Annotated in this window: 24 protein-coding genes; 16 read left to right on the top strand and 8 right to left on the bottom strand. The window is 74.6% G+C overall.

The window, feature by feature from the left end:
• The first annotated feature begins 2 nt into the window (after positions 1-2).
• The 5 genes from ACIRRS_RS03860 (at position 3) to ACIRRS_RS03840 (ending at position 4,757) form a co-directional block, all read left to right on the top strand.
• On the top strand, positions 3-476 hold the full coding sequence (locus ACIRRS_RS03860) for a hypothetical protein (protein WP_402964533.1): 474 nt from the start codon (positions 3-5) through the stop codon (positions 474-476).
• Positions 473-2,029 (top strand): multicopper oxidase family protein, encoded by a 1,557-nt coding sequence (locus tag ACIRRS_RS03855; protein WP_402964530.1) that lies wholly within the window; start codon positions 473-475, stop codon positions 2,027-2,029. Before ACIRRS_RS03860 ends, ACIRRS_RS03855 begins: the two co-directional genes overlap by 4 nt.
• A 116-nt stretch (positions 2,030-2,145) precedes the next feature.
• Complete coding sequence (locus tag ACIRRS_RS03850; RefSeq protein WP_402964527.1) at positions 2,146-3,504, top strand: DUF2252 domain-containing protein; 1,359 nt, start codon at positions 2,146-2,148, stop codon at positions 3,502-3,504.
• Between the two features lie 242 nt (positions 3,505-3,746).
• Positions 3,747-4,367, top strand: a complete 621-nt coding sequence (locus ACIRRS_RS03845; RefSeq protein ID WP_402964524.1) for a hypothetical protein — start codon at positions 3,747-3,749, stop codon at positions 4,365-4,367.
• A gap of 30 nt (positions 4,368-4,397) precedes the next feature.
• Positions 4,398-4,757 (top strand): hypothetical protein, encoded by a 360-nt coding sequence (locus ACIRRS_RS03840; protein ID WP_402964521.1) that lies wholly within the window; start codon positions 4,398-4,400, stop codon positions 4,755-4,757.
• Positions 4,758-4,910: 153 nt separating this feature from the next.
• Here ACIRRS_RS03840 and ACIRRS_RS03835 read toward each other — a convergent pair whose 3' ends face one another.
• From ACIRRS_RS03835 to ACIRRS_RS03825, 3 genes are read right to left on the bottom strand one after another with little or no spacing between them, the layout of a single operon-like run.
• Positions 4,911-5,201 carry a hypothetical protein gene (locus ACIRRS_RS03835; protein ID WP_402964518.1) on the bottom strand — a complete coding sequence of 97 codons (291 nt, stop codon included), beginning with the start codon at positions 5,199-5,201 and terminating at the stop codon, positions 4,911-4,913.
• Between the two features lie 40 nt (positions 5,202-5,241).
• Positions 5,242-6,144 carry a diacylglycerol kinase gene (locus tag ACIRRS_RS03830; protein ID WP_402964515.1) on the bottom strand — a complete coding sequence of 301 codons (903 nt, stop codon included), beginning with the start codon at positions 6,142-6,144 and terminating at the stop codon, positions 5,242-5,244.
• Positions 6,141-7,763, bottom strand: coding sequence for an FAD-binding oxidoreductase (locus ACIRRS_RS03825; protein WP_402964512.1), 1,623 nt, complete (start codon positions 7,761-7,763; stop codon positions 6,141-6,143). The genes ACIRRS_RS03830 and ACIRRS_RS03825 overlap by 4 nt, the downstream gene beginning before the upstream one ends.
• A 20-nt stretch (positions 7,764-7,783) precedes the next feature.
• On the opposite strand from ACIRRS_RS03825, the gene ACIRRS_RS03820 reads away from it, so the two are divergent.
• Positions 7,784-8,386: a TetR/AcrR family transcriptional regulator gene (locus ACIRRS_RS03820; RefSeq protein ID WP_402964509.1), complete on the top strand. Its 603-nt coding sequence runs from the start codon at positions 7,784-7,786 to the stop codon at positions 8,384-8,386.
• Positions 8,383-9,939, top strand: coding sequence for a glycerol-3-phosphate dehydrogenase/oxidase (locus ACIRRS_RS03815; protein WP_402964506.1), 1,557 nt, complete (start codon positions 8,383-8,385; stop codon positions 9,937-9,939). Before ACIRRS_RS03820 ends, ACIRRS_RS03815 begins: the two co-directional genes overlap by 4 nt.
• 94 nt (positions 9,940-10,033) lie before the next feature.
• Here ACIRRS_RS03815 and ACIRRS_RS03810 read toward each other — a convergent pair whose 3' ends face one another.
• A complete protein-coding gene (locus tag ACIRRS_RS03810) occupies positions 10,034-10,435 on the bottom strand; it encodes a hypothetical protein (RefSeq protein ID WP_402964504.1) in 402 nt (133 codons plus the stop codon).
• 47 nt (positions 10,436-10,482) lie between these two features.
• Complete coding sequence (locus ACIRRS_RS03805) at positions 10,483-10,779, bottom strand: hypothetical protein (RefSeq protein ID WP_402964501.1); 297 nt, start codon at positions 10,777-10,779, stop codon at positions 10,483-10,485.
• 211 nt (positions 10,780-10,990) lie between these two features.
• Here ACIRRS_RS03805 and ACIRRS_RS03800 point away from each other — a divergent pair, with 211 nt between their 5' ends.
• The 5 genes from ACIRRS_RS03800 to ACIRRS_RS03780 all read left to right on the top strand — a co-directional run bounded on the left by ACIRRS_RS03800 (position 10,991) and on the right by ACIRRS_RS03780 (position 17,015).
• Entirely contained in the window at positions 10,991-11,566 is a 576-nt protein-coding gene (locus ACIRRS_RS03800; protein ID WP_402964498.1) for a TerD family protein, read from the top strand.
• Positions 11,567-11,740: 174 nt separating this feature from the next.
• Positions 11,741-13,777: an FAD-dependent oxidoreductase gene (locus tag ACIRRS_RS03795; RefSeq protein ID WP_402964495.1), complete on the top strand. Its 2,037-nt coding sequence runs from the start codon at positions 11,741-11,743 to the stop codon at positions 13,775-13,777.
• Between the two features lie 112 nt (positions 13,778-13,889).
• Positions 13,890-14,645, top strand: a complete 756-nt coding sequence (locus ACIRRS_RS03790) for a hypothetical protein (protein WP_402964492.1) — start codon at positions 13,890-13,892, stop codon at positions 14,643-14,645.
• 165 nt (positions 14,646-14,810) lie between these two features.
• Complete coding sequence (locus ACIRRS_RS03785) at positions 14,811-16,145, top strand: alpha/beta hydrolase family protein (RefSeq protein ID WP_402964489.1); 1,335 nt, start codon at positions 14,811-14,813, stop codon at positions 16,143-16,145.
• A 33-nt stretch (positions 16,146-16,178) separates the two neighbouring features.
• Positions 16,179-17,015: an arylamine N-acetyltransferase gene (locus tag ACIRRS_RS03780; protein ID WP_402964486.1), complete on the top strand. Its 837-nt coding sequence runs from the start codon at positions 16,179-16,181 to the stop codon at positions 17,013-17,015.
• Between the two features lie 161 nt (positions 17,016-17,176).
• On the opposite strand, the gene ACIRRS_RS03775 is transcribed toward ACIRRS_RS03780, so the two are convergent.
• Entirely contained in the window at positions 17,177-18,103 is a 927-nt protein-coding gene (locus ACIRRS_RS03775) for a LysR family transcriptional regulator (RefSeq protein WP_402964483.1), read from the bottom strand.
• A 135-nt stretch (positions 18,104-18,238) separates the two neighbouring features.
• Between ACIRRS_RS03775 and ACIRRS_RS03770 the strand changes: the two genes are divergently transcribed.
• From ACIRRS_RS03770 to ACIRRS_RS03760, 3 genes are all read left to right on the top strand, one after another.
• Positions 18,239-19,093 (top strand): DMT family transporter, encoded by an 855-nt coding sequence (locus ACIRRS_RS03770; protein WP_402964680.1) that lies wholly within the window; start codon positions 18,239-18,241, stop codon positions 19,091-19,093.
• On the top strand, positions 19,090-20,352 hold the full coding sequence (locus ACIRRS_RS03765) for an MFS transporter (protein ID WP_402964480.1): 1,263 nt from the start codon (positions 19,090-19,092) through the stop codon (positions 20,350-20,352). The genes ACIRRS_RS03770 and ACIRRS_RS03765 overlap by 4 nt, the downstream gene beginning before the upstream one ends.
• Positions 20,353-20,445: 93 nt before the next feature.
• Positions 20,446-20,757, top strand: a complete 312-nt coding sequence (locus ACIRRS_RS03760) for a hypothetical protein (RefSeq protein WP_402964477.1) — start codon at positions 20,446-20,448, stop codon at positions 20,755-20,757.
• A gap of 72 nt (positions 20,758-20,829) precedes the next feature.
• On the opposite strand, the gene ACIRRS_RS03755 is transcribed toward ACIRRS_RS03760, so the two are convergent.
• A complete protein-coding gene (locus tag ACIRRS_RS03755; protein ID WP_402964474.1) occupies positions 20,830-21,516 on the bottom strand; it encodes a DUF6882 domain-containing protein in 687 nt (228 codons plus the stop codon).
• Positions 21,517-21,561: 45 nt separating this feature from the next.
• Between ACIRRS_RS03755 and ACIRRS_RS03750 the strand changes: the two genes are divergently transcribed.
• Positions 21,562-22,083 (top strand): GNAT family N-acetyltransferase, encoded by a 522-nt coding sequence (locus ACIRRS_RS03750; RefSeq protein ID WP_402964471.1) that lies wholly within the window; start codon positions 21,562-21,564, stop codon positions 22,081-22,083.
• Here the strand turns inward: ACIRRS_RS03750 and ACIRRS_RS03745 are convergent.
• A complete protein-coding gene (locus ACIRRS_RS03745; RefSeq protein WP_402964468.1) occupies positions 22,080-22,412 on the bottom strand; it encodes a hypothetical protein in 333 nt (110 codons plus the stop codon). The genes ACIRRS_RS03750 and ACIRRS_RS03745 overlap by 4 nt on opposite strands.
• Between the last annotated feature and the right edge of the window lie 70 nt (positions 22,413-22,482).

Here is a 22,482-nt window from a genome sequence, read left to right as displayed (position 1 = left end):
ACATGAGCAGTCCCCCCGCGCCCGCCGCGCCCCGCTGGCCGCTGATCCTGCTGCGCGTCACCACCACCACGGTCACGCTCCTGGCGCTGCTCCAGGTCGTGCTGGCCGGCAGCTTCCTCAACGGCACCTACGACGCCCTCAGGGCCCACGCGGACACCGCGACGGTCCTGGCCACCGCCCTGCTGGTGCAGCTGCTCTCCGCCGTGCTCCTGCGCTGGCCCGGCCGGGGCCCGCAGTGGCCGCTGTGGGGCACCGCCGGGCTCGTCGGCGCCGTCGTCGGCCAGATCGTCTCGGGCCAGGAGCGGGCGGTCGGCCTGCACGTCGTCCTCGGGGTGCTGACCGTCTCCGGCGTCCTGTTCGCCCTGGTCGGCGTCTGGCGGCTGCCGCTGCCCGTCCCCGAGGCCCGGCTCCCCGCCGACGCCGAGGGCCCCGGCATGCTGCCGCGCCCGGGCGGCCCGGTGGAGGTGGCCCGGTGAACCGGCGCCGCTTCCTGGGCCTCGGCGCCTCCGTCCTCGGCGCCGGCGCGCTGGCCGCCGTCGCCGTCCCCTCCGCCGCGCTGCTGCTCGCCGAGGGCCGCCCCGGCCGGCTGCTCACCAGCGACCTGCCTCTGCCGGACGCCTTCCAGGTGCCGCTGCCCGTGCCGAGGGTCCTCACCCCGGTGCTCTCCGACGGGGCCGCCGACCACTACGAGATCACCCAGCAGGTCGCGAAGCTGGAGATCCTGCCCGGGGTGACCACCGAGGCGTGGACGTACGGCGGCACCTTCCCCGGGCCGACCGTCGCCGCCCGCACCGGGCGGGCCGTCGTGGTCAGGCACCGCAACGAACTGCCCGTGCCGACCGTCGTCCACCTCCACGGCGGGCACACCCCGGCCGACAGCGACGGCTACCCGACGGACCTGCTGCTGCCCGTCGGCTCCACCGACCACGCGATGGCGGGCATGGAGGGCATGTCGGGCATGTCGGGAGGACGGACCGTCACCGGCGAGCGCGTCCACACCTACCCGGGCCTCCAGCGCGCCGCCACCCTCTGGTACCACGACCACCGCATGGGCTTCACCGGCCCCGCCGTCTGGCGCGGCCTGGCCGGCTTCCACCTCCTGCGCGACGAGGAGGAGGCCGCCCTGCCCCTGCCGCACGGGGACCGCGACCTGCCGCTGATGCTCGCCGACCGCTCCTTCGCCGAGGACGGCTCCTTCCACTACCCGGCCGTCGACCCCTCCCGGCCCGGCGTCACCAGCGACTACGCCAACGGCCTGCTCGGCGACGTGATCCTCGTCAACGGCGCCCCCTGGCCCCGCCTGGACGTCGACCGCGCCCACTACCGGCTGCGCCTGCTCAACGCCTCCAACACCCGCCTCTACCGCCTGGAACTCGACCCGCAGCCCTCCGGCGGCGACGCCCTCGTCCAGATCGGCTCGGACGGCGGCCTGCTCGCCGCGCCGCTCGCCCACGACGCGATCGAGATCGCCCCCGCCGAACGCTTCGACGTGGTCGTCGACTTCTCCCGCTACGCCCCCGGCACCCGGGTCCGCCTGCTGAACCGATTCGGCAGCGGCCGCACGGCCGAGGTGATGCGCTTCGACGTCACCTCCCGCGCCGTCGCCGACGACGCCCGGGTGCCCGACACCCTCTCCGCCGTCCCGCCGCTGGACCCGAACGCCGTCACCGTCACCCGCGACTTCGCCTTCCGTCGCAGCCGCGGCGACGGCTGGACGATCAACGGGGACCCGTACGAGCCCGGCCGCGACCTCGCCGCCCCCGCCCTCGGCGCCACCGAGCTGTGGCGCTTCTCCACCGACCTGCACCACCCCGTGCACGTCCACCTCGACCAGTTCCAGGTGTACGGCCGCAACGGCAAGGAGCCCGGCCCGTACGACGCCGGATGGAAGGACACCGTCGACCTGCGCCCGGCCGAGACGGCGGAGGTGCTGGTGCGCTTCACCGACTACGCGGGGACGTACATGCTGCACTGCCACAACCTGGAGCACGAGGACATGGCGATGATGGCCGACTTCACCGTTCAGTAGGACACGTCCCGTCATTCGGACGGCGTAGCGCCGGAGGGCGGGCGCTGCGCCCTCCGGCCGTCCTGTCCTAGCCTCTGCGGGAGGCCGTACTGTCGGGACCCGCTGGGAGCCGCGCCATGACCACCCCCGCCGAACGCCGCCGCCAGGGCCGCGCCGCCCGCGAGCGGATCTCCCGCTCCGAGCACGGGCGGTGGATCCCCGCCGCCGACCGGCCCGACCCGCTGGAGGTGCTGGTCCGCCAGGGCGAGGACAGGGTCGCCCGGCTGCTGCCGATCCGCTACGGGCGGATGGCCGACACCCCGTTCACGTACCTGCGCGGCGCCGCCGCCGTCATGGCCGCCGACCTCGCCGCCGTCCCCGACACCGGGATCACCGTCCAACTCTGTGGCGACGCCCACCTGTTGAACTTCGGCGTCTTCGCCTCGCCGGAGCGGGCGCTGCTCTTCGACGTCAACGACTTCGACGAGACCTACCCCGGCCCCTTCGAATGGGACCTCAAGCGCCTCGCCGCCAGCCTCGCCGTCGCCGCCCGTGACAACGGCCAGGACGGCGACCGCCCCCGCCGCGCCGCCCTCACCGCCGCCCAGGGCTACGCCACCGCCGTGCGCCGCCTCGCCGGCCGGGGCGAACTCGACGTCTGGTACACCCGGGTGGACACCGCCGACCTGCTCGCCCTCCTGCGCAAGCCCAAGCAGCGCAAGCGCGTCGAGTCCGACCTCGCCCGCGCCCGGCGCCGCACCAGCCTCCAGGCCTTCGGCAAGCTCACCGAGGAGCGGGACGGGCAGAGGCGCATCGTCAGCTCGCCGCCGCTGATCGAACCGCTGAAGAAGACCGAACTGCGGGCCGTCGGCAAGGTGTTCAGCGACTACCGGGCCACCCTCGCCGAGGACCGCCGGGTCCTGCTCGACCGCTACCGCTTCGTCGACGCCGCCACGAAGGTCGTCGGCGTCGGCAGCGTCGGCACCCGCTGCTACATCGTCCTGCTGGAGGGCCGGGACGCGGACGACCCGCTGTTCCTCCAGCTCAAGGAGGCCGGCCGCTCCGTCCTGGAGGACCACCTGCCGCCCACCCGGGTGGACGCCGAGGTCGCCGCCCACCATGGCGGGCGCCGCGTCGTCACCGGCCAGCACCTGATGCAGGCGAGCAGCGACATCTTCCTCGGCTGGACCACCGGCCCCGAGGGACGCCACTACTACGGCCGCCAACTGCGCGACATGAAGGGCTCCGCCGACGTCGCCGCCATGACCCCCGCCGCCCTGCGCGCCTACGCCGACCTCTGCGGGCGCACCCTCGCCCGCGCCCACGCCCGCACCGGCGACCGCCTCGCCATCGCCGGGTACCTCGGCGGCTCGGACGTCTTCGCGGAGGCGATCGCGGACTTCGCCGTCCACTACGCCGACCGGACGGCGACGGACCACGCCCAGCTGACGGCCGCCGTCGCGGACGGGCGGATCACCGCGACGCCGGGGGTGTGACCGCGTTCCCGCGCGTGCGCCGCTGGTAGGACCGGGCGGCGGCCGCGAGGGCGAGGCCGTACGGGCCCATGCCCCGCGTAGGCGATCCGGCGGATGCGGGGGGAGGCTTCGTCGTCGTTCGTGTTCACACTCCCGATGCTGCTCGGCGCCCCGGGCCTCTGCGTCCGCCCCGGGTGCCGACCGCCTCCCCCCGGCGGGGGAATCCGGTCGGCCGACTAGGCTGTACGCGAAGGGGGTTGAGGATGGCGAGACGACGCGTGGTGGGCGCGGTCCTGGCGGGCGGGGCGCTGGTGCCGTTGGCACTGTGTGTGCTCGGCCGGTGGGAGGGCCGGTTCGGCGGGCACGGGGCGGTCGCGGAGGCGCTGAACCGGCCGCTGCTGATGGTCGGGCTGGCCGGGGTGCTGCTGCTGGTCGGCTCGCTCGTGCGGGGCCGCGCCGGTGCGATCGGCCTGGGGGCGGGGCTGGTCGGGGGCTTCGCCGGGTGCGTGGCGCTGGCGGCGGCCGGGGTGTCGGCCCTGGGGCTGGGCGGCTTCCTCCCGGCGACGGAGACGCGGACGAGCTCGCCCGAACGCGCCGACCATGTGCTCGTGGTCGTCCACGACGAGGGCACCGGGGAGACGGAGTCGCAGCAGTGGACGGTTCGGCTGGAGACCGGCGGCGGCTGGACGGCCCGCCACTGGACGATCGTCGACATGCGCGAGCGGTTCCCGACCGACGGGGCGTTCGGCTCCGCCCGGTGGACGGGCCCCGGGCAGATCACCGTCACCTCCGACACCGGGGCGAAGGTCTACCAGGTGGACGCGGCCTCGGGCCGCCCGACCGCCGTCTCCACCACGGGGGACGTCCGCTCGCTGGTCGGCTGATTGTCAGTGCCGTGTGCAAGGGTGACCGGCATGACGAAGACGTACCAGGTCGAGGTGGACGGCCTCGCCCCCGTCCCCGCCGAGGGCCGCCCCGACCTCGTCCGGGCGATGCAGCAGTTGGAGGTGCCCGGGCGGGACTTCCTGGTGGTCAGCCGCGCCGACGAGGACTACGCCCAGGCGTACCAGCACGGCCCGGAGGACTGGCAGGTCGAGTACCGCGAGGGCTCCGCCGACCGGCACTACCGGGCGGTGGACCTCCAGTCCCGCGAGCGGGCGGAGGAACTGCTCTGGGGCTGGATCTCCGGCGAGCCCGCCTGGCACGACGAGGTCGCCTGGCGCCGCCTCACCCCCGAGGACCTGAACGGCTCGGAGGATTCGGAGAACTCGTGAGCGACGGCACCCCGCCCTGCGGCCTGGAGCTGTAGAACCCTGAGCGCGAGCGGCTCACGGAGCCCCAACCCGCCGCGACAGCCGCCGAACCGGGCCACCCCGCCCGCCAGTTCAGGGCGCATCTCTAGCGGTCGGCACAGCAGTTCCGGGCGATCACATGCTGTGCCTCGGAGTGAGCCTGGCGCGGGCATCCGTTGCGGCGATGGCGTAGACGCGCTGCAGCAGGTCGGGGCCCTCGTCCAGCTCCGTGTCGGTGAGGGTCATCCCGCAGTGCTCCCGCAGCAGGCGGCGGCCCTCGGCGACGCGTTTCGTGATCTGCTCGGCGGTGGGGTACGCCGCCGCCGGCAGGGCCACCTGGGCGCCGATCGTGGTGCCGGCGGCCGCCGCGAGGGCGGCCAGCCGGTCGTGCGTCTCGCGGGGGACCTTGATCGTCACATCGGCCATGCCGGGACCGTACACCGGTGGTCCGTCGGTCTGCCTGCGTTCACGGCACCAGGAGCCTCAGGGCCTGCCGTTCGACCTTCACCTCCACCGGGAGGGCGGCGATGAACTCGCCGTCCGCGTAGGCGGTGATGCCGGGGGACTCGATGCGCAGGGACGGGGTGCGCAGCGTGGTGACCTCGGGGTGGTGGATGTGGGTGCCCTTGAAGAGGGTGGGGAAGAAGCGGGCGATGCGGAGGCGGGGCATGGCGGCGACGAGGGTGAGGTCGAGGAGGCCGTCGTCGGGGAGGGCGCCCGGGCACATGAGCATGCCGCCGCCGTAGCTGCGGGTGTTGCCGACGGCGGCGAGGGTGAGGTCGCGGTCGATGACGGTGCCGTCGGCGAGGGTGAGGCGGAAGGGGAGGGGGCGCAGGTTGGCGAACTCGATGAGGATGGCGAGGTTGTAGCGCATCCGGCCGCGCGGCCAGCGCAGGCGGTTGGTGCGGTCGCTGACGAGGGAGTCGAACCCGGTGGCGAGCACCGAGCCGAAGTAGCGCACGGCGCCGTCGGGGCCGGTGATGCTGCCGAGGTCGACGGTGCGCGTGCGGCCGGCCGCGACGACGTCGGCGGCGGCCTCGGGGGAGCCGAGGGGCAGGCCGTACTCGCGGGCGTGGTCGTTGCCGGTGCCCGCCGGTATGACGCCGAGGGGGACGGCGGTGCCGGCGAGTTCCTGGACGGCGAGGTTGATCATGCCGTCCCCGCCGACGACGGCGACGGCGTCGACCCCGCCCGCCACGGCTTCGCGGACGAGCCGCCCGGCGTCCGCCGCGTCGCGTCCGGCGTGCGCGTCGACCTGGAGGCCGAGGGCCCGCAGCCGGGCGGCGGCCCGCTCGGCGGCGGGGCCGGCGTGGCCGGCCCCGGCCGCCGGGTTGGTGAGGACGGCCACCCGTTGGGCAGGTCCCGTCACGGGATCAGCTTGCCCGGGTTGAGGATGCCCGCCGGGTCGAGTTCGGCCTTGACGGCGCGCAGGACGCGCACGCCGAGGTCGCCGATCTCGTCGGTCATCCAGGGCCGGTGGTCGGCGCCGACGGCGTGGTGGTGGCTGATGGTGCCGCCGGAGCGCACGATCGCGTCGCAGGCGGCCCGCTTGGCGGCGGCCCACCGCTCCAGCGGCTCCTCGCCGAGGGCGGCGACGACGGTGAAGTAGAGGGAGGCGCCGGTCGGGTAGACGTGCGAGACGTGGCAGAGCACGAGCGCGCCGGGCAGGGCCTCGGTGAGGGCGGCCGTGACGGCGAAGCGCAGGCCCGCGAGCCCGCTCCAGTTGGCGGCCGTCTCCAGGGTCTCGCAGAGCGCGCCCGCGTCGAGCAGGGAGTCGCGCAGGTACGGGGCGTTGAAGCGTCCGTGTTCCCAGGCGCGGGCCGGGGCCTCGCCGAGGGAGGTGCCGCCGGCGGCGAGGAGCACCGCACGGGTGAGTTCGGAGCGGGCCGCGACCTGTTCGGCGGTGCCTTCGAAGACGGTGACGGCGAGGCAGCCGCTGACGGCGGGGGTGCCGCCGATCTTCTCGGTCATGGCGAGGTTGACCATGGTCTCGGCCTCGTCGGAGAGCCGGATGACGGTCGGCCCGGTGCCCTGCTGCTCGACGGCGCGCAGCGCGTCCGTCCCGGTGGTGAAGTCGGGGAAGCTCCACGCCTCGTACGCCTTGACGGCGGGCAGCGGGTGGACGCGCAGGCGTACGGCGGTGATGACGCCGAGGGTGCCTTCGGAGCCGAGGAAGAGCTGGCGCAGGTCGGGGCCGGCGGCGGAGGCGGGGGCGCGGCCGAGGTCGAGGACGCCGACGGGGGTGACGACGCGCAGGCCGCGCACCATCTCGTCGAAGCGCCCGTACCCGGCGGAGTCCTGGCCGGAGGAGCGGGTGGCGGCGAATCCGCCGATGGTGGCGTAGCGGAAGCTCTGCGGGTAGTGGCCGAGCTCCCAGCCGCGTTCGGCGAGCAGCGCCTCCGCCGCCGGGCCGGTGAGGCCGGCGCCGAGGACGGCCTCGCCGGAGGTCTCGTCGAGGCTGTGCAGCCGGTCGAGGCGGCGCAGGTCGAGGGAGAGGACGGCCCGGAGGCCGCCGCGCTCGGGGTCGAGGCCGCCGACGACGCTGGTGCCGCCGCCGAAGGGGACGACGGCGATGCGGCGTTCGGCGCACAGGGCGAGGACGGCGGCGATCTCCTCCTCGCTGCCGGGCAGCGCGACGGCGTCGGGCGCGTCCTGGGCGGCGCGGGCGCGGCGGCGCAGCAGGTCGGGGGTGGACTTGCCGCCGGCGCGGGGCAGGCGGTCGGCGTCGGCGGCGCTGACGTGCTCCTTGCCGACGGCCCGGGCGAGCGCTTCGAGGTCCTCGGCGTCGATCCGGGAGGGGGTGAGGACGGCCTCGTCGGCCTCGGGGCCGGGGGCGGCGTCGCCGGTGACACCGAGGGCGGCGGCGAGCAGCCCCTTGACCTCGGCGGACAGCTCCTTGGCCTGCGCCGGGTCGCCCCAGGCGTTCCACTTCATCGGGGGGAGCGGCAGCGCGGCGCCGCCAGGTCCTGCTTGCGTCTCTGGTGCCATGCGTTACAGTTTCACACATCATGTCAAGTAGTAACGTCGAGTCCTCTCTCATGGGCGAGCCCCGCAGCACCGACGACGCCATCCTGGACGCCGCCGCCGACCTGGTCGTCCACCTCGGCGTGCGCCGTACCCAGCTGGCCGAGATCGCCCGCCGCGCCGGGGTCAGCCGCCCGACCGTCTACCGCCGCTGGCCGGACGTGAAGGCGGTGATCGGCGCGCTGCTCACCCGGGAGATCCTGGCCACCATCCAGGGCGGCGCCGTGCTGGCCTACGCCGACCGCGAGACCTTCGTCGAGGGCATCGTCGAGGTCGCCGTCCGCCTGCGCGACCACCCGGTGCTCGGCGCCCTGCTGCACTCCGACGACTCCGACCTGCTGCTCGAGTACGTCGTCGAGCGGCTCGGCACCAGCCAGCGCGGCCTGCTGGAGGCCCTGCGCGCCGGCATCGAGCAGGGCCAGGCGCACGGCTCGATCCGGGCCGGAGAGCCCGTCGAACTGGCCGCCATGGTCCTGCTGATAGCCCAGTCCACCGTCCAGTCGCACCGCATGGTCGCCTCCCTGCTCCCCGAGGCCGCCTGGCGCCGCGAACTGGCCCGAGCACTGAACGGATACCTCGCGCCATGACGCCCACGGGCAACCCCCACGCCGGGACCGGCCGACTCGACGCGCAGCGCCGCCGCTGCGACCTCGACGCCCTCGCCGCCGACCCGCGCATCGACCTGCTGGTGATCGGGGGTGGCGTCACCGGCGCCGGGGTCGCCCTGGACGCGGCCTCGCGCGGGCTGCGCACCGTCCTCGTCGAGTCGCGCGACCTCGCCTTCGGGACGAGCCGCTGGAGTTCCAAGCTCGTCCACGGCGGCCTGCGCTACCTCGCGACCGGGCGCCTTGCCGTCGCCCGGGAGAGCGCGGTCGAGCGCGGCGTGCTGATGACCCGCACCGCCCCGCACCTGACCCGGGCCATGCCCCAACTCGTGCCGCTGCTCCCGGACTTGGTTGGCGCCGGGCAGGCGGCCCTGATCCGGGCCGGCTTCCACGCGGGGGACGTGCTGCGCCGCACCGCCGGTACGCCGGCCGCCGTGCTGCCCCGGGTGCGCCGCATCGACGCGGACCGCACCCGCCGGCTCGTCCCGGGCGTACGGACGGAGGGCCTGCGCGGCGCGCTGGTCGCACACGACGGCCAACTCGTGGACGACGCACGGCTGGTGGTCGCCCTGGCCCGTACGGCCGCGCAGTACGGCGCCACCGTGCTGACCAGGGTCCGCGCCGAGGAGGTCACCGGCACCGGCGCCCGCCTGGTGGACACCCTCACCGGGGAGGGCCTGGAGATCCGGGCGGGCGCCGTGATCAACGCCACCGGCGTCTGGGCGGACCAGGTCGATCCCTCGATCAGGCTGCGGCCCAGCCGGGGCACCCACCTACTGGTGGACGCCGCCGCCCTCGGCCACCCGACGGCCGCGCTCACCGTGCCGGTGCCGGGCTCGATCAGCCGGTTCGTGTTCGCGCTGCCGCAGCAGCTCGGCCGCGTCGCCATCGGGCTCACCGACGAGGACGCGCCCGGGCCCGTCCCGGACGAACCGCAGCCCAGCGACGGCGAGTTGACCTTCCTGCTGGACACCGTCAACGCCGCCCTGGCCACCGCCCTGACCCGCGCGGACGTACGCGGCGCGTACGCGGGGCTGCGCCCGCTGATCGACACCGGTGGCGGGAACACCGCCGACATCTCCCGCGAGCACGCGGTGCTGGAGTCCCCGAACGGGGTGATCACCGTCGTCGGCGGCAAGCTCACCACCTACCGGCGGATGGCCCAGGACGCCGTCGACAAGGCCGTGGGCCTGCGCGGCCTGCCGGGGCGCGCCTGCTGGACGGCCCGGCTGCCGCTGATCGGGGCCCCGGGGCACCGGGACAGCCGCCCGGTGGAGGCGAGCGGCCTGCCCGCCTCGCTGCTCGCCCGGCACGGCGGGCTGGCCCACGAGGTGCTGGCGGCGGGGGAGTTGGAGCCGATCGCCGAGGGGCTGGACGTCACCCGGGCCGAGATCGTCTACGCCGTCACCCACGAGGGTGCCCTGGACGCCTCCGACGTCCTGGACCGCCGTACGCGCCTCGGGCTCGTGCGCGAGGACGCCGACCGGGCCCGCAAGGCGGTGGAGGAGATCGTCGGCGAGCTGACGGAGGCGTGAGAGGGGAGAGGGGCCCGGCGCCGCACACACTGGATTGCCGGCAGTCCGGGGAAGGAGAAGGGGCGCCCGGAGGCGCCCCTCGGGAGGCGGTGGATCAGGGCAGCGGCGTGAGGTCCGGCTCGACCCAGCCGGTGCGGGCCCGCTCGTCGGTGAGCGTCCCGGGTCGGTAGTGCCGGGAGAGCAGGTCCTTGTCGAGCAGTTCGGGGTGCAGGGCCGCGAAGTCGTCGAAGTCGTCGGCCTCGTCGGCGTGCCGGGCGACCAGCCGGACCCAGGCCCGGGTCATGGTCACGTGGAACTTCTGCGGCGCCCCTGCGGCCGTGGCGGTGCGGCGGATGCCCTCGGCGATGAGGTCGAGCGCGCCGTCGGGCCCGCACTGGCGTACGGCGAGCCAGGTGAGGCGCACGTGCTGGCGGTGGCCGAAGCGCTCGGCGCCGGTCATGGCCTCGCGCAACAACTCGGCGAAGGTGTCGGCGGGTTCTTCGGTACTGGAGTTCACGTGATCGGATTGTACGGTTCCGTGACATTCACGGGCAAAGGTGGCGATCAGCGCGCCGTGCGCTCCGGCATCGGGTGGTCGCGGCCCCCGAGTTCGAGGGTGCAGGTCAGCGGGTGCTCGGCTTCGCCCGTGCGCTCCAGCCGGACGGCGAGCGGGGTGGGCGGCTCCTCGGCCAGCTGGCCGGTCAGCAGCAGCGGATAGACGCCGTGGCCGTGCACGCGGTGGAAGGCGCACTCCTTGCCGTCCACCAGCAGCTCCGTCTCCGTGATCACCGTGCCGGAGCGGACGTTGACGGTGACGGAGTGCCCGTTCTCGTCGAGGTGGAAGCTGTACCGCCTGCGCATGGGGGCCTCCCGCCGGGGCGCCGTGAGGATCACCGTCAGTCTAGGTCGGGCGGCCTTCCCCGGCGCGGCGCGGCGGACGGACGTCGTCCGGGGGGTGGCGGTTCCCGGGGTCGGCCCTGAAAAATACCCGGGGGGAGCCCGCCCGCAGGCGGATTCTGGAGATCTCTACAGTGTTGTAGATTCGTTCGCAGGGAGATCCGAGGAGGGCATTGTGGGAGTTTCGCTGGCCAAGGGCGGCAACGTCTCGCTGAGCAAGGAGGCGCCCGGTCTGAGCGCCGTGATCGTGGGGCTCGGCTGGGACGTTCGCACGACCACCGGGGCCGACTACGACCTGGACGCGAGTGCGCTGCTGTGCAACGCGCTCGGCAAGGTGGTCTCGGACCAGCACTTCGTCTTCTTCAACAACCTGCGCAGCCCCGAGGGCTCGGTCGAGCACAGCGGCGACAACCTGACCGGTGGCGGCGACGGCGACGACGAGCAGATCAAGGTCGACCTCTCCCGCGTGCCGGCCGACGTGGCCAAGGTGGTCTTCCCGGTGTCGATCTACGACGCGGACGCCCGCCTGCAGAACTTCGGCCAGGTCCGCAACGCGTTCATCCGCATCCTGAACCAGGCCAACGGCCAGGAGCTGGCCCGCTACGACCTCACCGAGGACGCCTCGACCGAGACGGCGATGGTCTTCGGCGAGCTGTACCGCAACGGCGCCGAGTGGAAGTTCCGCGCCATAGGCCAGGGCTATGCCTCCGGCCTGCGCGGCATCGCGACGGACTACGGCGTGAACGTCTGAGGCCGACTGCGGCGTGAGCCCCGGTCCCCGCACGGGGCCGGGGCTTTTTCCTGCCCTTCCTTGCCCCCGATCGGTTCGCCGGACGAGGCTATGCAACTAGTTGCATAGCCTCGAGGCCGTCCCCTACCCTTCGGTAACAACCACCCCGGAGACGCACGCACGCAGGAGACGCCGATGACCCCCGAGCCCGGCCCGTACCCGCACCTGCTCAGCCCGCTCGACCTCGGCTTCACCACCCTGCCCAACCGGGTCGTCATGGGCTCCATGCACGTCGGCCTGGAGGAGGCCCCCGGCGGCTACGACCGCATGGCCGCCTTCTACGCCGAGCGCGCCCGGGGCGGCGTCGGCCTGATCGTCACCGGCGGCATCGCCCCCAACGAGGCCGGCCGCCCCTGGGACGGCGGCGCCATGCTCACCACCGAGGAGGAGGCGGCGAAGCACCGCGTCGTCACCGAGGCCGTGCACGCCGAGGGCGGGAAGATCGCCCTGCAGATCCTGCACTTCGGCCGCTACGCCTACCACCCCGGCCTCGTCGCCCCCAGCCCGCTCCAGGCGCCTATCAGCCCGTTCGTCCCCAACGAGCTCACCGCCGAGCAGGTCGAGCAGACGATCGAGGACTTCGCCCGCTGCGCCGAACTCGCCCGCCTGGCCGGCTACGACGGCGTCGAGATCATGGGCTCCGAGGGGTACCTGGTCAACGAGTTCGTCGTCGCCGCGACCAACCGGCGCGAGGACGAGTGGGGCGGCCCGTACGAGAACCGGATGCGCTTCCCCGTGGAGATCGTCCGGCGGGTGCGCGAGCGCGTCGGCGAGGACTTCATCATCGTCTACCGCCTCTCCATGCTCGACCTGGTACCCGGCGGCTCCACCCTGGAGGAGGTGGTGCGGCTCGCCAAGGCCGTGGAGGCGGCTGGCGCGACCGTCATCAACACCGGCATCGGCTGGCACGAGGCCCGCATCCCCACCATCGCCACCTCCGTGCCGCGCGGCGCCTTCGGCTGGGTCACCAAGCGCGTGATGGGCGAGGTCGGCATCCCGCTGGTCACCACCAACCGCATCAACACCCCCGAGATCGCCGAGCAGTTGCTCGCCGACGGCTGTGCGGACCTGGTGTCGATGGCCCGCCCGCTGCTCGCGGACTCCGCGTTCGTCGCCAAGGCCCGGGAGGGCCGCGCCGACGCCATCAACACCTGCATCGGCTGCAACCAGGCCTGCCTGGACCACACCTTCAACCTCAAGATCACCTCCTGCCTGGTGAACCCGCGCGCCTGCCACGAGACCGAACTCGTGCTCTCGCCCACCCAGTTGAAGAAGCGCATCGGCGTGGTCGGGGCGGGCCCGGCCGGTCTCGCCTTCGCCGTCTCCGCCGCCGAGCGCGGCCACGAGGTCACACTGTTCGACGCGGCCGAGACCATCGGCGGCCAGCTCAACATCGCCCGACTCGTCCCCGGCAAGGAGGAGTTCGACGAGACCCTGCGCTACTTCCGCACCCGGCTGGCCGAGTTGGGCGTCACCCAGCGCCTCGGCGCCCTCGTCGACGCCGAGCAGCTGGCGGGGGAGGACTTCGACGAGATCGTCCTCGCCACCGGCGTCACGCCCCGGACCCCCGCCGACATCCCGGGGCTCGACCACCCCAAGGTGCTCGGCTACCTCGACGTGCTGCGCGACGGCGCGCCCGTCGGCGAGAGCGTCGCGATCCTCGGCGCGGGTGGCATCGGCTTCGACGTCGCCGAGTACCTGACCGACTCCGGCGACGGGGCCAGCCTCAACCCGCCCGTGTTCCAGGCGAAGTGGGGCATCGACGCCGAGTACCGCGAGCGCGGCGGACTGCGTGCGCCCGAGCGCCCGACCCCGCCCCGTCGCGTCCACCTGCTGCAGCGCAAGACCGGCAAGGTCGGCGCCCGGCTCGGCAAGACCACCGGCTGGATCCACCGCACCGAACTCAAGCACCGGGGCGTGGTGATGGTCGCCGGCGCGACCTACGACCTGATCGACGACGCCGGACTGCACTTCACCGTGGACGGCGAGCGGCAGCTGCTGCCCGTCGACACCGTGGTGCTGTGCACGGGGCAGGAGCCGCGCCGGGACCTGTACGAGGCGCTGCGCGAGCGCGGCATCGAGGCGCACCTGATCGGCGGGGCGGACGTCGCGGCGGAGCTGGACGCCAAGCGGGCCGTGAAGCAGGGGACGGAGCTGGCCGCCGCCCTGTGAGGTGCGGCGGGGATCGCCCTGACCTGCGGCGATCCCCGCCCGCGCGCCCCCGGCAGGCCCCGGTGGGACACTGGTGGCTGTCCCTGCCCGAACTCTCGACCGGGGGCCCCGCATGTCCCTCCCGAGGCCTGTCTCCGCCCTCACCGCCGCCGCCCTGTGCGCGGCGGTCGCCCTGGGCCCGGCCCAACTCGCTTCCGCCTCGCCCTCCTTCGCCCCGGCGGCCCCGGCGGACCAACTCCCGTCCACGGACCAGCTGAAGGCAGCGCTGCTCACCGCGAACGACCTCGGGCCGCAGTCCGGCTTCACCGAGGTGCCCTCCACGCCGAGCCCCGGCCCGGGCGGCAACCCGAGCCCGGTGAGCGGCTGCGACGCGCTGTCCGCGCTGCTCAACTCCCATGCCACACCGCCGCCTTCGACCGTCCCGCACGCCGAGACGGAACTCGACGGGCAGGACGACAACCCGATGGTGTCGCAGTCCCTCACGGCGGGGGACCTGAACCAGGTGACCGCCGACTTCGCCAAGGCCGCCGACGCGTTCAAGGCCTGCAAGACGGTGACCTTCGACGCCGGGACCCCCGACGAGACGACGTTCAACGTCAGCCCCGTCACCCTCGGCGACCGCCCGGACGCCCCCGCCGTCCGCCTCGACGGCACGCTCGGCGGCGTGCAGCTCAACGCCTACATCGGGCTGGAGCGCTTCGGCACGGTCGGCATGGTCTTCGGCTTCTTCCAGCGCGACGGCTCCTCCTCGCAGGCGGCCTCGATGTACTACCGCACGGCCGTCGCCAAGGTCGAGCGCACCCTGGGCACCACGGCCGGGGCCACCACCCCGCCCACGGCGGTGGCCGCGCCGGGCGCGGCGGTGTGAGGCGGGCGAGCGATGGGCGGGGGTTAACCCCCTCGGCGATCCGGGAGGCGCCCCCATCCCGCCCCGGCGACCGCTCCGGAAGGCTGTGGGGCCTGAGGAGCACGATCGTCACGGGGTGGGGGAGCAATGCGGGCAAGATCTCAACGCGCGGTGTGGGCGGGCCTGTTGGGGGTTCTGCTGGCGATGCTCGTGCCGCTGAGCGCCTGGGCGGACGATGCGCCGGTCGCGACCCCTGTGTCCTTCACCGGCGCCGACGGCACCACCCTGCACGGCGAGTTGATCGCCCCGCGCGGCGCCGCCCACCGCCCCGCGCTGGTGATGGTCGGCGGAGCCGGCCCCGTCACCACCGCCGAACTGCGGCCCGGCGCCGAGGCGTACGCCCGGCACGGAATCCCGACGCTGATCTACGACAAGCGCACGGACGGGTACTCCACCACCCACCGCGACTTCGGACAACTGGCCGAGGACGCGCTCGCCGCCGTCCGGTTGCTGCGGACCCGCCCCGAGGCGGACCCGGGCCGGGTTGGGCTGTGGGGGCTCTCCGAGGGTGCGTGGGCGGTGTCGCTGGCCGCCGGGCGCTCCGACGACGTGGCGTACGTGATCACCGCGGGCGCCGTCGGCCTCACCCCGGCCCGTCAACAGGCGTGGGCGTACGGGGAGTTCCTGCGTCACGCCGGGGTGTCCGGCTCACTGACGGAGGCCATGCAGGTCACCGCGATCCGGCAGCTCGCCGGGGCCGGACTGTTCGCCGAGGCGGACTACGACCCCGTCCCGGCCTGGCGGAGGGTGCGCCAGCCCGTGCTCGCCGAGTGGGGCGCGCTGGACCGCGAGGCGGCCCCGGCGGAGAGCGAGCGGATCGTCCGGCAGGCGCTGGAGGACGGCGGCAACCGGCACTTCACCATCCGCACCGTCCCCGGCGTGCGGCACAACCTCCAGCGCACCTTCGACGACGGCTTCGACCGGCCGACCGCCCTGCCCGCCGACTACGCGGACCACGAGGCGGCCTGGATCGGGCAGCTGGCAGACGGCCTGCCGCCGGTCAGCGTGGACGCGCCGCCTGCGCAGGGTGTGGAGAGCCACGCCCTGGCGCCGCTCGGCTGGTACGAGCGGCCGTGGCTCCAGGCCTGCCTGTCCTTGTTCTGTCTGGCCGGCTTCGGGGGCTACCTGCTCGGCGGAGCGCTGCGCCGCCTGCGCCGCCACCCCCGGCCCGCCGACCTGCCACGGCTCGCGTGCTGGGCGGCGTCGGCGGGGGCGTTCGCGGTGCTCGGGTCCATGACGTACCTGCTCTTCATGGTGCTGACGGCCGGCAGCCTGCCGGGGCCCGTGCTGCTCGGCCGGCCGGTGGTGTGGCTGCTGCTCCAACTCGCCTCCGTGGCGGCCCTCGTGTGCACGGGCCTCGCCGTCCTGCGCGGCCACCGGGCGCGCCGGGTCCTGCTGCTCGCCGCTTCCGGGGCGGCCTTCGTGCCCTGGGCGCTGTACTGGGGGCTGCTGAAACCCTGAGCGGGCGGGCGAGTTGGTGCCTAGGGTAGGGGGATGATCGACGTCGACGGGTACCTGGCCGTGCTGGGCGTGGAGCGGCCGGGGGCGCCGAGTGCCGAGGCGTTGTGGGCGCTGCACCGGGCGGCGGTGGAGCGCGTCCCGTACGAGAACCTCGACATCCACCTGGGCCGGCCGACCACGCTCGACCCGGCGGAGTGCGTCGACCGGATCGTGCGGGGGCGCGGCGGGTACTGCTTCCACCTCAACGGGGCGTTCGCCGCGCTGCTGGACGCCCTCGGCTACGAAGTCACCCTCCACACGGCGGGCGTCCAGGGCACCCCGCAGGACGAGCCGAACCTCGGCGGTGAGCACCTCGGGCTCACCGTCCGCCTCGACGGCGAGGTCTGGATGGCCGACGTGGCCCTCGCCGGGGGCCTGTACGAGCCCGTCCCGCTTCGCAAAGGCACGTACGCCCAGGGGCCGTTCACCGTCACGCTGGAGCCCTCCGAGGTGGCCCCGGGCGGCTGGCGCTTCCGCCATGACCCCCAAGGCCCGTTCACGGCCGTCGACTTCGCGCCCGAGCCGGTGGAGCTGTCCTCCTTCGCCGCCACGCACCACCGGCTCTCCACCTCCCCCGAGTCGGGCTTCGTCCGGACCCTCACCGCCCAACTCAGCGACGCCAAGGGCATGTTCCTCCTGCGCAGCCGCCTCCTGCGCCGGATCGAAGCGGCCGGGACGGAGGATCGGGTCATCGACTCGGCGGAGGAGTTCGAGGAGGTCCTCGCCGACGTCTTCCGGATCTCCCAGGAGGGCATCACCGACGCCGAGCGCGCGGAGCTCTGGCGCCGCGCCTGCGCCCAGCACGAGGAGTGGACGGCCGAGCAGGGCTAGGCCCTCTCTTTCGGATCTTGGCGGATCAGCGCGCGGCGTTGGGCGCCCGGCTGGGCGTGCCGGCGGATCGTGCTCGTACTGGGTCGTACTTGGACGATTCGCCGGTGCGTCCAGGCGGGATGCCCGGCGTCGTGCGCCCGGCAAGATCCGAAAGAGAGGGCCTAGGGAGTGTCGGGCGACGCGCCCCGGGGAGTTCGCCCGGCGGCCGCGTCCCCGAGCGCGTCCAGCAGCGAGCGCAGCGCGGGCCGGGCGGGCAGGGGCTCGCGCACCACGGCCTGGATCGCCCGCACCGGCTCCGGGCGGAGGACCCTGCGCACGACCACGCCCGGGTGGCGGCTGCCCAGCCCCAGCTCGGGGATCAGGGCCACCCCGAGCCCGGCCGCGACGAAGCCCTGGGCGGTGGCGTAGTCCCCGCTCTCGACGACGAAGCCCGGGCTGAACCCCGCCGCCCCGCAGGCCTCCAGGACGGGGGCCAGGCACGGGCCGGGCTGGTCGCTGCCGACCCACGGCTGGTCCGCGAGGTCGGCCAGGTCGAGTTCCCGCTTCGCGGCGAGCCGGTGGCCCCGGGGCAGTACGGCGAGGTACCGGTCGTCGGCCAGGTGCGTGAACCGGAGGCCGTCCACGGGCGGCGCGTCCGTCGGCCGGATCATCAGGGCCACGTCCGCCCGGCCCTCCCGCAGCTCCAGCAGGGACTCCTCCGCCTCGCCGAGCCGGAGTTCGACCTGCACGCCCGGGTGCTCCCGCCGCAGCGCCGCCACCGCCGGGGCCACCACCGCGGCCCCCGCGGTGGCGAAGTAGCGGACGGCCAGCCGGCCCGTGCGCCCGGCCCGCAGTTCGGCGAGCGCCGTCTCCGCCTCGGCGAGGTGCCGGCCGATGACGTCCGCGTACGCGCTGAGCACCCGGCCGGCCTCCGTGGGCCGTACGCCCCGGCCCGTCCGCTCCAGCAGGCCGATCCCGGCCTCCTTCTCCAGCGCCGCCATCTGCTGGCTGACGGCGGAGGGCGTGTAGCCGAGGTTCCGCGCGGCCGCGGTGACCGACCCGCTGGCGACCACGGCCCTGAGCACCTGCATGCGACGCACATCGAGCATGTAGAGCAGCTTAACGCTCCGTCCAGATCTTTTCGCTTGTCTTACGACCGGCGGGCGCGGCACCGTACCGGAGGACGGACGAACCGATCTTGGAGGCGGACGGTGCACAACGGCTCACGCGGAACCCCGCTGCGGATGGCGGTCCTCGCCCTGCTCTGGGGGTCGGGCTTCCTCTGGATCAAACTCGCGCTGGCCGGCGGCCTCTCCCCGCTCCACATCACCGTCCTGCGCTGCGCGCTGGGGGCCGGGACGCTGCTGCTCCTGGCCCGCTCCGCCGGGCAGCGGCTGCCGCGCGACCGCCGGACCTGGGGGCACCTCGTCGTCGCCGCACTGCTCTGCAACACGCTGCCGTTCCTGCTGCTCGCCGTCGGCGAGCAGCAGGTCGACTCGGGGGTGGCGGGCGCGCTGAACGCCACCACGCCGCTGTGGTCCCTCGTCATCGGCCTCGCGCTCGGCGCGGAGCGCGGCCTGCGGCCGGCCCGGCTCGCGGGCCTGCTGACCGGCTTCGCCGGGACGCTCGCCATCCTCGCGCCCTGGCAGCGCGGCGGGCTGACGGGCTGGGGCGTGGCGGCGCTGCTCGCCGCCGCCGTCAGCTACGCGGCGGCCTTCGCCTACATGGCCCGGCACCTCATCGGGCGGGGGACGGGGCCGCTGGCGCTGTCGGCCGCGCAGCTCCTCGCCGCGACGGGGATCGGCGCGCTCGCGCTCCCGGCGGGCGGGTCCGCTCCGGAGGACGCCACGTTCGCCGGGCTCGGAGCGGTCGTGCTCCTCGGAGTCCTCGCGACCGGGGTGACCTTCCACCTCAACTCCCGCATCATCGCCGACGAGGGCCCCGTCACGGCCGCCGCCGTCGGATACCTGCTGCCGGTGGTCTCCGTCGCGCTGGGCGCCGTCGCCCTCGGAGAGCGGGTCGGAATGCGCGTGGTGGCGGGCACGGTCCTGGTGCTCGCGGGCGTCGGGCTGACGCGCAGCGGTCGGAGGGCGGCGTGAACCCGTGGCGCAGCGCCGACTTCCGTACGCTCTTCGGGGCGTCCACCCTCAGCCAACTCGGCACCAACGTCGGCTACATCGCCGTCCCGTTCATCGCCGTCTCCGCCCTCGACGCGACGCCCGGGCAGGTCGGGGTGCTCTCCGCGCTGAGCACCGCCGCCTTCCTCCTCATCGGCCTGCCCGCCGGAGCCTGGGTGGACCGGATGCGCCACCGGCGGGTGCTCATCGCCGCCGACCTGCTCCGGGCGGCCCTGCTCGCCTCCGTCCCGGCGGCCTGGTGGCTCGGCACCCTCACGCTCGGCCAGCTGTACGCGACCGTGCTGCTGAACGGCTGCGCGACCGTCTTCTTCGACATCGGCTCGCAGAGCGTGCTGCCCCAACTCGTCGGCCGCGAGGGGCTCGTACGGGCGAACTCCGCGCTGGTCAGCCTGATGGCCGTCGGCAACATCGCGGGCCGGGGCGTGGGCGGGACGCTCGTCCAGCTGCTCACCGCGCCGGTCGCCGTCGCCTGCGCGGCGGCGGGGTACCTGGCCTCCGCGCTGCGGCTCACCGCGCTGCGCCGCACACCGCCGCCGCCGCCCGTCGGGGGCGCGAACGTACGGCTCGGGGCGCAGATCGGCGAGGGACTGCGGCACGTCCTCGGCAAGCCCGAACTGCGCGCCCTCGCGCTCACGGCGGCGGTGGGGAACCTGGGCTCCCAGATCATCAACACCATGCTCCCGGTGCTGTTCATCCGCGAACTCCACCTCCCCGCAGGGGCGTTGGGCCTCTTCTGGGCGGCGGGCGGCATCGGCCTCCTCCTCGGCGCCCGCTGCGCCCGCCCCCTCGCCCGGCGCCTCGGCCACGGCCGCACCCTCGCCCTCCTCGGCCCCGCCCTCGCCCCCGCCGCCCTCCTCGTCCCCCTCGCCGCCCGGGGCCCTTGGCTCTGGCTCGCGGGCGCCGGCTGGCTGCTGGCCATGGCCAAGACCGGCGTCGACAACGTCCTGGGCGTGAGCCTGCGCCAACACGCCACCCCCGACGCCCTCCTGGGCCGCATGAACGCCACCTTCCGCTTCCTCCTCACCGGCGCCCTCGCCCTCGGCGCGGCGCTGGCGGGGCTCCTCGGGGAGCTGACGACGCTCCACGCCACGCTGTGGTGCGGAGCGGGGCTGCTGTCGGTCGCCTTCCTCCCCGTCTCCCTCTCGCCTCTCCGGGTGCGGGAGGCGCGAGGGGCGGTGGAGTCGGATTCCGGTGCTCGTTCGGAGGGCGTGGCCGGGTAGTTCGGGCGCTGCCGCGTGCCATCGGACGCCGTGGTGGTTCGTACTCGCCGCAGATAGCCTGAAGCTCCTGGACGACTACTGGGAGTGATCGCAATGAAGCGTAACGTCCTCCTGCGCACCGGTGCCTTCGTGGGTGCCGCCGTGCTCGCGCTGACGGCCCCGGCCACGGCGTTCGCCGCCACCGGCACGTTCTGGTACCTCTCGCCGCACGGTGTGGTGCGGCTCACCGACCCGAGCGACAACGTCTGCCACGCCATCGACGCGCAAGGGCCGCTGGCGAACGAGACGGACCGCCACGCCGAGCTCTACCCCAACCCGGACTGCGAGGGGCCCGTCAACGTCACGCTCAACCCGGGGGAGTACGAGCCCCGCTCGGCAGCTCGGGGCGTCCGCTTCGTTCCGTGACGCCACGTTGAGTTCGTGCCGCGGCCGCATCGCTCCGATGCGGCCGCGGGCTCGTCGCGCTCGGGCGCGCGCTCAGGCGCCCGTGGCGGTCGCGTTGATCGAGGCGATGCGGCCCAGCGGGTCGAAGGCGACCACGGCGGTGGTGCCGCCCGGGAGGCGGGCGGAGAGGCTGTCCGGGGTCTGGGCGACGGGGACTCCGTGGTGGGCGAAGTAGCCCGAGACGACCTCGCGCGGGGAGCGGCCGAAGAGGCCGGCGCCGGTGAGGAGGAAGCGGGGGAGGGTGACGGGGTCCAGGGCGGGGTGGGGGAGTTGGGGGTCGTCGGGGGTGAAGTAGACGCGGGTGGAGGGGCCGGCCGGCTGGCCGATGTAGCCCGCGGCGCCGAGGACGCCCATGCCGACGAAGGCGAGGGACTCGGCGGCCCGGTCCGGGTCGGCGAAGACGGAGAGGTCCACGCCCGCCTCGCGCAGCTCGGGCACGCCGTGGAGGCGTCCGAACTCGGCGATCCGCGCGCTCGCGGCGACCACCGGGGCGCCCTGGAACCCGGGATTGGCCCAGCCCCAGAGCCAGGAGCGCGCGGCCCGGTCGTACGTGCCGAGGAGCCCCACCCGGACCGTCCGGCCGGCGGACTCGTAGCGGCACTGCTCCAGGTCGGCCGTCCACGGCCCGCCGGGCAGGACCCGCCCCAGCGCCTCCAGTTGCTCGACGCCCCAGGCGGCGTGGTGCTCGGCGGTGCGGAGGAAGGCCTCGGAGAACGTCATGACGATCACCCTAGTGCGCCGCAGGGGGCCTGGGATGATGCCCCCGTGGATGCGAACTGGCGGGGCACGGACGTGGCGTTCGAGCGGGTCGGGGCGGCCCGCACCGGCGAGGTGCTGGAGGTGCTCGACGAGGCGGCGGGGTGGCTGGGCGGTCAGGGGATCAGCCAGTGGCCGCCGCGGTTCGAGGAGGCGTGGATCGGGGAGGCCGTCGCCCGCGGCGAGACCTGGCTGGTCCGTGCGGACGGGCGGGTGGCCGGGACGGTGACCGTGGACTGGGCCGACCGGCTGTGGGCCGACCTCGGCGGCACCGCCGCCTACGTGCACCGGCTGGCGGTGCGCCGGTGGGCGTCCGGCCTCGGCGCCGTCGTCCTCGACTGGGCGGCCGGGCAGGCGGCCGAGCGGCAGGCGGAGTTCCTGCGGCTGGACTGCGTCTCCCACAACCCCCGCCTGCGCGCCTACTACCGCTCCCGGGGCTTCGAGCACCGCGGCGACGTCGAGGGGAGCTGGACACCCACCGTGCTGCTCAGCCGCTACGAACGGCGGGTGCCCGGAGCCCTCCCGGTCTAGAGATCCAGCTGGTACTCGTACGTCGCGTGCGTCGGCGCGTAACCCAGGGCGTCGTTGACGTTCCTCGTGTACGGGTTGGTGTCGGCCGTGTCCGTGAGCAGGCCGCCCACCTGCGGGTGCCGGCGGCGGGCGTGGAGGATGGCGGCGGCCTTCATCCAGAGGGCGAGCCCGCGCTCCCGGTGGCGGGGGAGGACGCCGGGGGCGGTGAAAAGCCGTAGGAACGCCGAGCCGACGGGCGTACCGTCACCGTCGGAGGCCAGCCAGGCCAGGCGGTGGGCGGACGGGCTGCGCTCGGGGTCGGTCAGCGCGGTGATGCGGATGGTGGGCAAGGCGTCTCCGTCGTGGGGAGCGTGGGGAGGGGGGACAGGCGGACGGGGCTGGAGGACTGACCACGCGTGC

The sequence above is a fragment of the Kitasatospora sp. NPDC101183 genome (assembly GCF_044767945.1).
GTDB lineage: Bacteria > Actinomycetota > Actinomycetes > Streptomycetales > Streptomycetaceae > Kitasatospora.
This window is presented reverse-complemented; position numbering and strand designations above follow the sequence as displayed.

Excerpts from the sequence above, each read along its gene's own strand:
- ACIRRS_RS03805 (WP_402964501.1), bottom strand. The coding sequence starts at position 10,779 with ATGCGCAGGCGGTACAGCTTCCACCTCGACGAGAACGGGCACTCCGTC.
- ACIRRS_RS03850 (WP_402964527.1), top strand. The coding sequence starts at position 2,146 with ATGACCACCCCCGCCGAACGCCGCCGCCAGGGCCGCGCCGCCCGCGAG.
- ACIRRS_RS03790 (WP_402964492.1), top strand. The coding sequence starts at position 13,890 with ATGTCCCTCCCGAGGCCTGTCTCCGCCCTCACCGCCGCCGCCCTGTGC.
- ACIRRS_RS03840 (WP_402964521.1), top strand. The coding sequence starts at position 4,398 with ATGACGAAGACGTACCAGGTCGAGGTGGACGGCCTCGCCCCCGTCCCC.
- ACIRRS_RS03815 (WP_402964506.1), top strand. The coding sequence starts at position 8,383 with ATGACGCCCACGGGCAACCCCCACGCCGGGACCGGCCGACTCGACGCG.
- ACIRRS_RS03755 (WP_402964474.1), bottom strand. The coding sequence starts at position 21,516 with ATGACGTTCTCCGAGGCCTTCCTCCGCACCGCCGAGCACCACGCCGCC.
- ACIRRS_RS03860 (WP_402964533.1), top strand. The coding sequence starts at position 3 with ATGAGCAGTCCCCCCGCGCCCGCCGCGCCCCGCTGGCCGCTGATCCTG.
- ACIRRS_RS03845 (WP_402964524.1), top strand. The coding sequence starts at position 3,747 with ATGGCGAGACGACGCGTGGTGGGCGCGGTCCTGGCGGGCGGGGCGCTG.
- ACIRRS_RS03835 (WP_402964518.1), bottom strand. The coding sequence starts at position 5,201 with ATGGCCGATGTGACGATCAAGGTCCCCCGCGAGACGCACGACCGGCTG.
- ACIRRS_RS03795 (WP_402964495.1), top strand. The coding sequence starts at position 11,741 with ATGACCCCCGAGCCCGGCCCGTACCCGCACCTGCTCAGCCCGCTCGAC.
- ACIRRS_RS03770 (WP_402964680.1), top strand. The coding sequence starts at position 18,239 with ATGGCGGTCCTCGCCCTGCTCTGGGGGTCGGGCTTCCTCTGGATCAAA.
- ACIRRS_RS03760 (WP_402964477.1), top strand. The coding sequence starts at position 20,446 with ATGAAGCGTAACGTCCTCCTGCGCACCGGTGCCTTCGTGGGTGCCGCC.
- ACIRRS_RS03780 (WP_402964486.1), top strand. The coding sequence starts at position 16,179 with ATGATCGACGTCGACGGGTACCTGGCCGTGCTGGGCGTGGAGCGGCCG.
- ACIRRS_RS03820 (WP_402964509.1), top strand. The coding sequence starts at position 7,784 with ATGTCAAGTAGTAACGTCGAGTCCTCTCTCATGGGCGAGCCCCGCAGC.
- ACIRRS_RS03825 (WP_402964512.1), bottom strand. The coding sequence starts at position 7,763 with ATGGCACCAGAGACGCAAGCAGGACCTGGCGGCGCCGCGCTGCCGCTC.
- ACIRRS_RS03775 (WP_402964483.1), bottom strand. The coding sequence starts at position 18,103 with ATGCTCGATGTGCGTCGCATGCAGGTGCTCAGGGCCGTGGTCGCCAGC.